This window comes from Pseudoflavonifractor intestinihominis (assembly GCF_040096055.1).
Taxonomy (GTDB): Bacteria; Bacillota; Clostridia; order Oscillospirales; family Oscillospiraceae; genus Pseudoflavonifractor; species Pseudoflavonifractor intestinihominis.
Genome location: NZ_JBBMFK010000014.1, coordinates 57,073 through 69,689 on the forward strand (window position 1 = coordinate 57,073; position 12,617 = coordinate 69,689).

At 64.4% G+C, this 12,617-nt stretch carries 6 protein-coding genes; 4 read left to right on the forward strand and 2 right to left on the reverse strand.

Annotated features, from left to right (window positions below):
• Window positions 1-93 precede the first annotated feature (93 nt).
• From WMO64_RS09840 to WMO64_RS09850, 3 genes are read left to right on the forward strand one after another with little or no spacing between them, the layout of a single operon-like run.
• A complete protein-coding gene (locus WMO64_RS09840; RefSeq protein ID WP_349231856.1) occupies window positions 94-1,536 on the forward strand; it encodes a helix-turn-helix domain-containing protein in 1,443 nt (480 codons plus the stop codon).
• An 11-nt stretch (window positions 1,537-1,547) separates the two neighbouring features.
• Window positions 1,548-2,288 (forward strand): hypothetical protein, encoded by a 741-nt coding sequence (locus WMO64_RS09845; RefSeq protein ID WP_349231857.1) that lies wholly within the window; start codon window positions 1,548-1,550, stop codon window positions 2,286-2,288.
• Window positions 2,285-6,574 (forward strand): S-layer homology domain-containing protein, encoded by a 4,290-nt coding sequence (locus WMO64_RS09850; RefSeq protein ID WP_349231858.1) that lies wholly within the window; start codon window positions 2,285-2,287, stop codon window positions 6,572-6,574. The genes WMO64_RS09845 and WMO64_RS09850 overlap by 4 nt, the downstream gene beginning before the upstream one ends.
• A gap of 74 nt (window positions 6,575-6,648) precedes the next feature.
• Here WMO64_RS09850 and WMO64_RS09855 read toward each other — a convergent pair whose 3' ends face one another.
• Window positions 6,649-8,310 carry an acyl-CoA dehydratase activase gene (locus tag WMO64_RS09855; RefSeq protein WP_349231859.1) on the reverse strand — a complete coding sequence of 554 codons (1,662 nt, stop codon included), beginning with the start codon at window positions 8,308-8,310 and terminating at the stop codon, window positions 6,649-6,651.
• Window positions 8,303-9,589: a 2-hydroxyacyl-CoA dehydratase subunit D gene (locus WMO64_RS09860; RefSeq protein WP_349231860.1), complete on the reverse strand. Its 1,287-nt coding sequence runs from the start codon at window positions 9,587-9,589 to the stop codon at window positions 8,303-8,305. Before WMO64_RS09860 ends, WMO64_RS09855 begins: the two co-directional genes overlap by 8 nt.
• 426 nt (window positions 9,590-10,015) lie before the next feature.
• Here WMO64_RS09860 and WMO64_RS09865 point away from each other — a divergent pair, with 426 nt between their 5' ends.
• Window positions 10,016-12,601, forward strand: coding sequence for a vWA domain-containing protein (locus WMO64_RS09865; protein WP_349231861.1), 2,586 nt, complete (start codon window positions 10,016-10,018; stop codon window positions 12,599-12,601).
• Window positions 12,602-12,617: the final 16 nt, after the last annotated feature.

The window sequence follows — 12,617 nt, forward strand, 5'->3', positions numbered from 1 at the left end:
CCAAAACCATTCTTTCTGTGCACACCTCTTTTAAAAATCTATGTTATACTAAATTTGCTTTATTCTGTAAACTTGCACCAGGAGGGGATGCCCTTGCTGCTGTTCAGCGAATACCTGCGGGACCTGCTGCAGGCCAAGAAAATGACCGTGTCCGCCCTGTCCCGTCTGTCGGGGGTGGAGCGGACCGCCCTCTCCAAGGCCCTGACGGGGCAGCGGGTGCTGCCCTACGACGCCCTGGACGCCCTGATCTACCACCTGCGGCTAACCCCCGGCGAGGGCCAGCGGCTGCGGGGCTACTACGACGCCCAGTTTGAAAAGGAGGGCCTCCGCCGGGCCCGGGACATGGTGGGGCGGCTGTTCTCCGGCCTGGCGGAGCTGGATTTCTCCGCCCCCGCCTTTGAGGAGAGCCGCCTGCTGATGGATCTGGACCAGTACGCCGGGCGACGGTCTATTTTTTCCGGCGCGGCCAGCGTGCAGCCCCTGCTGCGGATGGTGCTGGCCCAGGAGCTGGCCAGGCCGGACGCCCGGGTGGAGCTGACCGTGCCCCCCACCGACACCTTCCTCAGCGGCGAACTGCTCCGCCGGTACCTGGACGGCCGGATGGAGGCGGAGGTGCGGCAGATCGTGGCCTTTGACGCCTCGGGGGCGGCGGAGGACATCAGCCAGCACAACCTGGACTGCTTCTGCCGCCTGCTGCCCGTGTGCCTGCTGTCCCGGCGGCGGTACCACCCCTACTACTACTATGACAACACCATCGCCGCCCGGTATACCGACCCCTTCCCCTACTTTCTGGCCACCCACAGCTGTGTGGTGTGCCTGTCGGAGGACGGGAATCAGGCCATGCTGCTGCGGGGCGAGGACCAGGTGACGGGCTATCACCGGCACTTCCAGTCCCTCCTCGCCCGGTGCTACAGCCTGATCCAGTACACCGCCGACCCGGTGGAGATCCTGGAGTCCTACGACCTGTGCACCGATGAAAACGGATTTTACATGGTGATGGACCAGCCCTGTTTCGGCCGGTTCTATGCCGACGAGGTCATTGGCCGGTATCTGCGGCCCGGCCTGCCCTTCTACGACCGCCTGGCCGCCGCGGCCAGACGGCGGTTCGGGCGGCTGCGGACGGCGGAGCGGTTCTACACCCTGTTCACCCGGGGCGGGCTGGAGCGCTTCCGGGATACCGGCGCGCTGGACGACTTCCCCACTTCCTTTGTGGCCCCCTTCCCGCCGGAGCAGCGGCGGCTGCTGATGGCCGCCATGGCCGAGCGCATCCGCTCGGGGGACATCACCGGGCGGCTGATGCAGCCGGGCCTCTTCCCCGACTACCTGAGCATGACCACCTCCCAGCACTCCGGCGTGGGCTTCTTCACCACCGAGCGCTTTCCCCTCCAGGACGGCTTCTGCTCCGTGCAGATCCGGGAGTCCAACCTGTGCCGGGCCTTCCACCAGTGGCTCCTCCACCTGCCCGACAGCGAGGCGGTGCTCAGCGGGGAGGAGACAGCGGCGGTGCTGGACGAGCTGGCCCGTACATTGACGTAAGAGGTGCAGCTATGTTGAACTGGATCGTGACAAACTGGATTTTTTCCATCCCCATCTGCGCCTTTGTGGTCTATCTGGTCTGCTACGGCATGGAGCAGGCCGTCTACGCCGGACTGGGCATCCCCGCCGCCAAGGCGCCCCACAAGAAGCGCTTTCCCGCCGCCATTCTCTTTCTGGAGGCCCTGGCGGTGTTCTTTTTCCTGATGTGGTACAACTGCGGCATGGTGTTCTGGGACAAGGGATGGCGGCCCGCTCTGCTGGTCCTCTTCTTTGTCTTTCTGGCTGTGCTGGCGGCGGTGTGGGGCCGGACCCTCCGGCGGCTGACCCGGCGCTCCCCCAAGTGGGGCCGGGGATACCCCACCCCGGCGGCGCTGTGCTTCTGCCTGCGGCGGACGGTGGGCAGCTTTGTGCCCGGCTGGTTTTTGGGGCTGATCCCCGCTGGCATTTACCAGAGCATCAGCCTCAGCGACGTGGAGGGGACCGCCCGCAGCCTGGTGGCCCAGATACTCCCCGGCCTTCTGCCGGTGCTCTTCCTGGCGGCCGTCTGGGTGATCAGCGACAACGACGAAAAGTCCATCCGGGCCGCCGCCAACGGCACCTACGACCCCCGGAAGGAGCCGGAGAAAGCGGAGCGGACCCTGTTTGATATCACCTATGAAGCCCAGATGGCGGACCTCATCCAGCAGGCCATCCAGCAGGAGGAAGAGGAAAACGAACGCCGCTACCGGGAATACTGGGAGGGAAAAGGATGAAAAGAACGAGATTTTGCAAGAAAAACAGGTGCATCAGCTGGCTTCTGACCCTGGCGCTGACGGTGGGGCTCCTCTCTCCGCTGAGCGCCCTGGCGCCGGAGGCGCAGGCGGCAGGCTCCCTCAAGCCCGCCGCGCCGGTGCTGGACGATTTTCTGGTGCCGGTGTCCCAGGTCACCAAGGTCCCCGCCGGGTACACCGGCGTGTACACCGCCTCCGACCTGCTGGCCATCTCGGCCGCCCCGAACTCCAACTATATCCTGATGGCCGACATCGACCTGTCCGACTACAACTGGACGCCTCTGTGCAACAATTCCGACGCCCCCTTTACCGGCATTTTTGAGGGCAACGGCCATGTGATCTCCAACCTGAAGGGCGTCAACGGCCTGTTCGGCTATACATCCTCCGTCAGCGGCAGCGCGGAGATTCGGAATGTAGGCATTGAAAACGCCTCTGTTTCCGCACAGTACGACAATTACAGGTCGGGCATCATCGGCGGCATCGTCGCCTATGCCACAGGTAGCACCACCATCTCCAACTGCTATTTTCAAGGGGATATCGACAGCAACGCCAATATGATCGGCGGCATCGTGGGAATGTTCAACAGCACCGAGCCGGTGGAATACTGCTGGATGGCAGGCAGCATCCGCTCCACCAATGTGGGCGGAAGCTTTGATGAACCGCGGGTAGGCGGCATTTTGGCCGAGTCCGGGCGCAGCAGCTACCTGACCGTCAACGGCTGCATCCACAGCGGCTCCATTGAGGCCGAGGGATATGCGCTCTATGCAGGCGGCATCAGCGGATTGCTGGAGGGCACCATCTCCAACTGCCAGAATTACGGCTCCATAACCTATAATGCCAGTTATTACAGCGAGTATGCCCATATTGGCGGCATTGACAGCGGACTCTGGAGCACGCTCATAGATTCCTGTATGAACGCTGCGGATATCCAGGTGGCCAGACTTTCAGACGTCCCTTCTGACTCAATTGTCGGCGGTATCTCCGCCCTTGGCACCCGCATCAGCAACTGCTTCAACTGCGGCGATATCAGCACCGACGGCGGGTCCTATGTGGGCGGAATTACCGGCGAGAACGGCCGGGCGGACAACAGCTACAACGTGGGTACAATCCGTTCGGTCAATCCGGGCTCCATCAATGTTGACCCAGGCTATTACGGCTGCGGCGCCCTGTTCGGCTCCGCTTCGGGCGGCTCTTCCAACTGCTACTATCTGGCCTGCGACCTGCCCGCCTACGAGAAGGTCAACGGCACCCCCACCCTCAACACCATCCGCTCCCTGTCCGCAGAACAGATGAAAAAGAGCAGCAACTTCAGCGGCTTTGACTTTGACAGCGTCTGGACCATGGGCAGCGGCAGCTACCCCTACCCCGTCCTCCGCAATGCGCGGGGCACGGATGTGGGCTCCGGCACCACCCCGCCCTCCTCGGGCACCATCCCCACCCCCGTTCTGGAGAAGGCGGAGTTTGCCAACAAGGCGGTGACCGTGACCTGGACCCTGCCCCTCACCGTCCCCGGCCAGACCAACACGGTGGACAGCTTCAACATCCTGCGCAAGTCGGGCAGCGGCAGCAGCTACCAGGTCATCGCCACCGTGTCCGGCAGCTCCGGCGGCTCCTACACCGACCGGGCGGTCATCATCGGGGCCACCTATACCTACACCGTCCAGGCCTGCTACCAGGGCAGGACCGGCAGCTATAACGCCGCCGGCCTGACCGTCAAGGCGGAGGACCCGCCCGGCGTCAGCGACGACCTGTCCTACGAGATCGTAAACGGCAAGGCCGTCATCACCGACTGCCGGGAGACGGCGGTGAAGGTGGCCATCCCCGCCCAGCTGGAGGGCTGCCCGGTGGTCATGATCGGCACCGGCGCCTTCCAGGACTGTAAAAAGCTGACCAGCGTCACCCTGCCCGACTGCCTGACCGTGGTGGGGGACCACGCCTTCAACGGCTGCTCCTCCCTCACCTCCATCGACCTGACCCACGTCGTCAGCATCGGCAAGCAGGCCTTTGCCTGGTGCACCGATCTGACGGACATCCGGTGCGGCCCCGACCTCCAGGCCATAGGAGAGTACGCCCTGAGGGGCTTCGACTCCCGGCTGGTGGTCACCGGCTACGTCCGCACCGCCGCGGAGCTCCAGTGCAGCATGGAGGGCGTCCAGTTCCGGTACATCCCCGCCGATGTGGACAAGGTGGCCCGGGGCACCTTTGAGTACCCCGACGCCAACGGGGACCCCGCCTCCTACTCCTTCTACTACAACGACGACTTCTTCTCCTACGACAACAGCACCTACCACAGCGACCTGGCCATCATGACCCTAAAGCTGGCCATGGCGGGCTACTCCCGGCAGAACCTGTACACCGAGGAGCTGCCTGAGCACGACCTGCGCCGGGCCCTCAACCTCCAGCGGCTCTTCTCCGACATGGGCTTCGGCAACGCGGAGTTCCACAACTACAACACCGCCCTCACCGACTACTCCTCCAAGGTGGCCTACGGCTTTGCCAGCAGGCAGATCGGCCAGGACGTGGTGGTGGCCGTGGTGCTGCGGGGCGGCGGCTACGGCGGCGAGTGGGCGGACAACTTCAACGTGGGCACCAGCGGCGACCACGCCGGCTTCTCCGCCGCCGCCAAGGCGGTCCAGGCCGAGCTGGAGGACTACATCGCCGGGCTGAAGGACCTGTACCAGTTCTCCGGAGACGTGAAGCTGTGGATGACCGGGTACAGCCGCTCCGGCGCCACCTGCAACCTGCTGGCCCAGGCCATGTCCTCCAAAATCGACAGCGACAACCTCTACGCCTATGTGTTCGCCGCCCCCAACTGCACCACCTCCCCCAAGGCCTGCCGGGGGCTGTTCTCCATCATCAGCGCCGCCGACGTGGTGCCCTGTGTGCCCCTGAGCAAGTGGGGCTTCGGCCGCCACGGCACCACCCTCACCTTCCCCTCCATCCTGCCTGAGGTGCGCAAGGACGAGTTTGAAAAGCTCTCCGGCATCGACCTGGATGACGATGAGTCCGTCACCTATGTGGCTCAGCCCGCCGCAGTCCAGCAGCTCATCTCCTCTCTGGGGTTTGCGGTAGGCAGCCGCAGCGCCTACAACGACCGGTATTCCGACCTGATCCAGCAGAGTATGCGGGCCTATTACGGCACAAAGGAACCGGAGTACTCCGCAGGAGAGACGCTGGCCAACGGGCTGTCCATTTCCGTCCTGCTATCGCTGCTGCCTGTCAACGTCCCCACTGCGTTCCTGCTGGATGCCATTGGCCGGGCCCACCAGCCCGCCCACTACCTGGCCTGGCTGGAGACGGGCACCCTCAACTCCATCCGTGACTTTGACGCCAGCGGCAAGATGGTCACCTTCTCCTCCTCCGCCAACGCCCAGATCAGGAGCAGCAGCGGCGACGTGGTGGCCACCATCCGGGGCGGCGTCATCTCCACCGTGAAAAAGCCCGAGGGCCTCCAGCTGGAGTGCGTGGACGGCCAGACCATCGTGCTCCTCACCAGCGGCGACTGGACGGTGGAGGTCTACGGCTCGGGCACGGCCGACATCACCGTCCTGGAGCTGGACGCCAACAGCGCCCTGCGCCGGGAGGTGCAGTTCACCGGCGTGGCCCTGAAGAACCTGACCATCGCCCTGGACGTGGACGCCGACGCCGACGGGCAGCAGTACGTTCTGGAGGACGGGGACACGGTCATCAAGCCCACCAGCGACGTCACCAACGGGGAGGAGACCGCCTCGGGGACCTTCCGGGACGTGCCCGCCGGGAGCTGGTACTACGACGCGGTCCAGTGGGCGGTGGAGAACGGGGTCACCTCGGGCACCGGCCCGGACACCTTCTCCCCCGACCGGGCCTGCACCCGCTCCGAGGTGGTCACCCTGCTGTGGCGGGCCCTGGGCCTGGACGAGGGGTCGGGCTCCTCCGCCGAAAACCCCTTCCGGGACGTGCCCTCCAATGCCTTCTACCACGACGCGGTGCTGTGGGCGGCGGAGAACGGCATCACCACCGGCTCCACCCCCACCACCTTCTCCCCCAACGCCGTGTGCACCCGCTCGGAGGTGGTCACCTTCCTGTGGCGGGCCGACTTCCCCCTCAAGCAGCTCTCCGGCTCTGTGGCCTTCACCGACGTGGACCGGGACGACTTCTTCTGGTACCCGGTGAAGTGGGCCGTGGAGGAGGACATCACCACCGGCACCTCCGCCACCACCTTCTCCCCTATGCTCACCTGCACCCGGGCCCAGGTGGTCACCTTCCTGTACCGGTTCTTCAGCCGGTAATCCCTTGATACAAAAGAGGCCGTAGGGCCGCTCAGAGAGCGGCCCTACGGCCTCTTTTTATGCTTTTTATGCTCTCAGCTCCGGTCCACCAGGTCCATGGCGAAGAGGGCCGCCCCCAGGGCGCCGCAGAGCTGGGCGTTCTCATCCACCACCAGGGTGGTCTCCAGCTTCTCCTCCAGGGTCTTGACCAGACTCTCGTTCTTGGACACGCCGCCGGTCATCATGTACCGCTCCTGGCCGCCCACACGCTTGACCAGGGCCGCCGTCTTGGCGGCCACCGCCTTGTTCAGGCCGTGGACAATGTCGTCGGGGGCCTTGTTCTGGGCGATGAGGGACACCACCTCCGACTCGGCGAACACGGTGCACATGCTGGAGATGGTGATGTCCTCATGGTACTTCAGGCCCATGTGGCTCATCTGGTCCAGGCTGGTCTCCATGGTCCGGGCCATCATCTCCAGGAAGCGGCCCGTGCCCGCGGCACACTTGTCGTTCATCACAAAGTTGACCACCCCGCCGTTCTCGTCCAGCCGGATGACCTTGCTGTCCTGGCCGCCGATGTCGATGACCGTCCGCACCGTGGGGTCCAGGTAGTGGGCCCCCCTGGCGTGGCAGGTGATCTCGGTGATGCTCTTGTCCCCCTGGTCGATGGCGGTGCGGCCGTAGCCGGTGGTCACCATGGCGTCGATGTCCTCCCGCTTCAGCCCCGCGTGGGTCAGGGCCTCCTCCAGGGCCCGCTCCGCCCCGGCGGCCGCGCCCGCGCCGGTGGGCAGGATGACCCCCGTCACAATGTGCCCGTCCCGGTCCAGGATCACCACGTCCGTGCTGGTGGAGCCGCTGTCAATGCCCGCAAAATAGCCCTTGCCCATCTTTTTCTCCGTCCCTTCCTGCCAGTGGCTGCCGATGCGCTCGGCAAAGGCGTCCAGCCGGGTCAGCAGCTGGCCGCTGCTCTGCAGCGTATAGTCCGACTCGATCTTCAGCAGGGGCACCGCCGCCTCCTGCCTGACCTGCATGTACTCAAAGCTGTAAAAGTCGCAGAACTTCACCGTGTGGTAGATGATGCCCTTCAGGTTGGGGTGGCGGTAGAGCTGCCTGCGGCCGGTGTTGTCCATCATCCGCATGCAGGGCAGCTGCCGGAGCAGCTCGCCGGCATACCAGTCCATCAGGCTGTCAAAGTCCCCGTCCTCCGGGGGCGGCACCTCCCCCACCGACCGGTTGTGGACGCAGGTGTCGTTTACAACCGGGTAGGGCATGGCCTTCTGCACCATGTCGTAGAGCTGCTTTCCCATGCGGGCGCCCAGCACGCTGATGTAGGGCTCCATGCTCCGCTCCACGGGCCGGAAGGCCTTCCGGAAGGCCCGGATATCAAAGGTGGTCCCCCGGTAGGCCCCGTAGGCCTCAGCCAGGCCTTTGAGCTGCTCCGCGGTCCGCTCCCGGCTGCATGCGCCGTCGCTGCGGAGCATGTCCAGCAGATAGAGGAAGTCCAGCTTGCCGCTGTCGGCCAGGATGTCGTACACGCTGCGGATGGTGTCGCAGCAGTTGACCAGCACCAGCTCTTTGACCTCCCCGGCCATCACCTGCTCCAGCACCGCCTTCCCGAAGCCGCACAGGTTGGGGTGGGCGATCTGCTCGGCACGGTCAAAGCCCTGGGGCATGTCGTTCAGGTTGGCGCAGTCCGCCCCCAGGGCCGTCAGCAGCTCCACCGGCGTGTATTTGCACACATAGTAGAGTTTATTCATCCCTTGTCCCTCCTGCCTGTGCCTGGTCCAGCATCTCCAGAAACGCCCCCAGCCGGGTGGCGGTCTGGCCCTCGCCGCCGTGGCTCCGGTCGCAGCCGTCCCCGTCCAGGATCAGCAGGGGCAGGCCCTGGGCCTCAAACTGCTTCTTGGCCAGCTGGGCCGCGCCCATGGTGTGCTTGCAGCCCCAGTGGTCGAACCACACCACGCCGTCCGCCCCCGCCTCTTTGGCGTGGCGGATGCCCGCCTCAATCCGCCGGTTCACACTGCCGTTGAGGAAGTGGTACACCAGCCGGTGGGCCATGGCCTCATAGGGCTCATCCGGGTCAAAGTCTGGCTCGCAGGCCTGGCTCAGCTCACAGCCCACGATCTGGGCCTTCTCGCTGAAGAACAGTGCGTCCTTGACCGCGTCGGACCAGAAGGGGATGGTGTGCATCCAGTAGATGTGCTTGCCCCGCTTGGGAGGCGCGGACTGCACATCCCGCAGCAGCATGTCCACGTATTTCTCCTCCTGGGGGGTGCCCAGCAGGATATTGTTGGTCATGCCGCAGTAGAGGGGGGACACCAGGTCCTCCGGGATATACCGGTCCGCCCGGGTCCGCTGGAACTGCCGGAACTTCTCCAGGGTCCGGCGGCTGGCGCCCACCCGGGCGCTCAGGGACTGGGTGTCGATTTTCCTGCCTGTGGCCTGCTCCAAAAAGGCGGCCAGCTCCCGCAGCTGGCCGGCCACATACTTTACGTTGTCCTCCGTCTGCCGGAGGGGCACGTCGATGGCGAACAGGGGCACGCCGTACAGCTGGGACAGGGCCCGGAAGGTGAGCAGGTTGGCGTCGCACATCAGGCTGGTGTACACGATGCAGCGGGGCTTGGGCAGCAGCCCCTTCTGGGCCGCCCCCAGGAAGGTCTTGTGGTAGCTGCACAGGGTCTCGGACACCCCGGCGTTCTCCGCCTGCTGCAGCAGGCCCCGCTCGGCCTTGGAGGCGGAGAGATAGCAGGAAAAACCCTCCGCGTTGTAGGGGCTCAGCCCCACCTCCTGCAGCAGCTCGCAGGGGGTGAACACGCTGATGATGGCGCACTGGTCCGGGCGCTGCAGGGGCCGCAGCATGGTGTCCATCATCAGGCAGGCCAGATACCGGTCCGCCGGAATCAGCCGCCTGTCGGGCAGGAACCGGAACTTCAGATTCTGGGCCTCCCACCCGGTCTTCAGCAGCCAGCGGGCCCGCCGGGGCGCGGTGTCGCTCCACTTTTCCACATACTGTCCAAATGTATCTACGATCGGCATACCATTCACCTGTTGCAAAATCAAATCCTTTTTTCCCATAAAACGGCTAACTTATACATTTTAGCACAGCCGCCGCACACCGGGCAAGGGGACGGCCGGCGGCATTCTGACCAAAAACCTCTCCTGCCCCAACCCCATTGTCCGGAAAACCGTTGGGCCCCCGGGAGCGCCGCTCCCGGGGGCAAATTAATTTTTTATTTTATCATGAAATTTAAAAAATCTTTGTCGAATTTGATCGCGTTGAGAACTTTATTTCCATTTTCTTTCTCTAATTGCTTGACATGCCATTGGAAGACGCACTATAATTTAGTCACATTTCACATTTTTTTGCATTATTTTCCGCTTCTGCAATGACGATTTCCCAATTTCAGGAATGTGGCACAGCCCGTCTCTCCGGGCGTGGGTCAGACATGGGAGGGGATTTCAATGGGGAAAACCACTCGTTTTCACTTCAGCATTCCGGTGCGGCGCGTGTTGGGCCTGCTGCTGGCCTGCCTGCTGGCCGTGGCATCCGCAGGCGGGGCGCTGGCGGCAGGCGGCAGCAAAAACACGGTGTCCCGCTCCATTGCCATCGTGTTCGACAACTCCGGCTCCATGTACATGCAGGGCAACAAGGCCTGGTGCCGGGCCACCTATGCCATCGAGGTGTTTGCCTCCATGATGAACGACGGAGATACACTTCAGGTCTATCCCATGTACCCGGTAACCTCCCAGGGGCGGGATTACTCCAGTCTGAATCCTGTCTCGGTCTCCGGCGGCGGCGACATCTCGGTCATCCGGGATATCTACACCCCCTACGCAGGGGACACCCCCATTGAGACCATCAACGATGCCTATACCTCTCTTCAGCGAAGCACGGCGGATGAGCGGTGGCTGATCGTGCTGACCGACGGCGCCGAATTCTTTGAAAACGGCGAAGGCCTCGGCTCCGAAACCGCGGACCGCCTGTCCCAGGTGCTGACCGCCTGCACCCAGGGGGCCAATGTGCTCTATCTGGGCATCGACGCTGTGGCGGTGATGCCCCAGGTGGAATCCTCCCAGGCCTACCAGTACTACGCCGACAAGGCCTCCAGCAGCACCGACGTGCTCTCCAAGCTGACCGAAATGTGCAACATGATCTTTGGCCGGGACGAGCTGGCCCAGGCCGGGAGCCAGTTCAGCTTTGACGTGTCCATGAAAAAGCTGATCCTCTTTGTCCAGGGCAGCGGCATCGGCGACGTGACCCTGAAGGACGCCTCCGGCGCCTCGGTGGGCAACCCCTCCCTGGAGTATTTCCCCCGGTACAGCGAGCAGGGCGCGGGAGACGGCATCGGCAACGGCGGCTTCGGCGTGGACACCAGCCTGAGCGGCTATATCGCCATCTATGACGCCGGCCTGGACGCCGGGTCCTATGCCCTGAGCTATTCCGGCGACGTCTCCAACGTGAGCATCTACTACGAGCCCGACGTGGACCTGGTGGCCAACCTGACCGACGGGAACGGCGAGGTGGTCTCGGCCTCCTCGGAGCTGTACCCCGGGACCTACTACATCAACTACGGGCTGGCGGACAGGGACGGGAACCTGACCGCCTCCCCCCTGCTGGGCAGTACCAGCTACAGGGTGACCTACTCCATCAACGGCGAGGAGAAGACCGCCGCCAGCGACCAGAGCGGCCGGATCGCCCTGGAACTCCAGGAGGGCGACGTTCTGGACGGGCGGATCAGCGTCACCTACCTGAGCGGCTATTCCATCACAAAGGACAGCAGCCAGCTGGGCTGGCCCCAGGGCGGCTTCCACATCTCCGCCCGCCCGGCAGGCACCCTGGAGCTCCAGGTCTCGGGCGGCGCCTCCTCCTACCCGCTCTCCCAGCTGGAGGACTTCCCCTACAGCGTGCGTTTCCTCTACAACGGTTCCCCGCTCACCGGCCAGGCCCTGGAGCGGGTGTCCCTCTCCGCCGCGCTGGAGGGCGGCAACGCCGGCTGCACCGCTGTCCCGGACGCAGAGGGCTGCACCGTGTCTCTGAACTATGCCGGCTCGGCGGCGGAGACCACCTGCGGGACCTATACCCTGCATCTCCAGGCCAGCTACACCGACGAGTACGGCGTCACCGCCCAGAGCCAGGAGACCGCGCTCTCCTTTTCCGTTGAGGACGACGGCCTGCCGCTGTCCATGGAGGTGGAGGGCAGCGGATACTACGTCATCTCCAAGCTGGCCGAGGACGAGCCGCTCCGGGCGGTACTGTCCCTGGGCGGCGTGCCCATGACCGACGAGCAGCTGGACGCCGCCGCTGTCACTGTGGAGGGGGACGGGCTCTCCTTCCAGATCGAGCCCCTGTACGGCCAGTCGGCCTACGCCGTGCGCATCGTGGGCGACGGGGCCGCCGTCCCCGGGAAGTACACGCTCCGGTTCCACGCGGCGTCCTCCGACCAGATCGGCCGAGAGATCACCGCCGACGCCTCCAAAAAGGTGGAGCTGAGCAACTATCCCCTGTGGCTGCGGTTCCTGATCTTCTTTCTCCTGCTCTTCCTCATCATCGCCCTGATCCTCTTCTACCTCAGCCGTAAGATCCTGCCCAAGAAGATCGGCATCAACAGCGCCCAGACCCTCTTCACCGTAAACGGCGACGTGGTCCAGGGCGCGGCCAAGTGTACCTTCACCGGCGGCGGAAAGAAGCAGGGCACCCTTCTGATCACCACGCCTCCCTACTCCGGCTCTCCGTTGGTCAAGGGCGGCTTCAACCTGCGGCTCCAGGCGGTCAGCCCCCGGCGGCTCAAGTCCGCCCGCCGCCGGGCCCTGGTCACCCAGGTGATTCCCGTCAATGCCTCCACGCTGTCCTCCCTCTCCATCGGGACCCATACCATGACCCGCTCGGAGGAGAGCGGCGAGGTGTTCTGGGCGTTTGACGGCAAGCCCATCCCCGGCCCCTCGGCCCCCTCCAGTTTTGAAATAGGAGGAAAACCCAGCTGCGTCTTTGTAGGCGATACCATCACCGGCGACAGCTTTACCCTGACGGTCCAGCTGCAGTTCAAGTAATCCCAGCAGGCGGGCC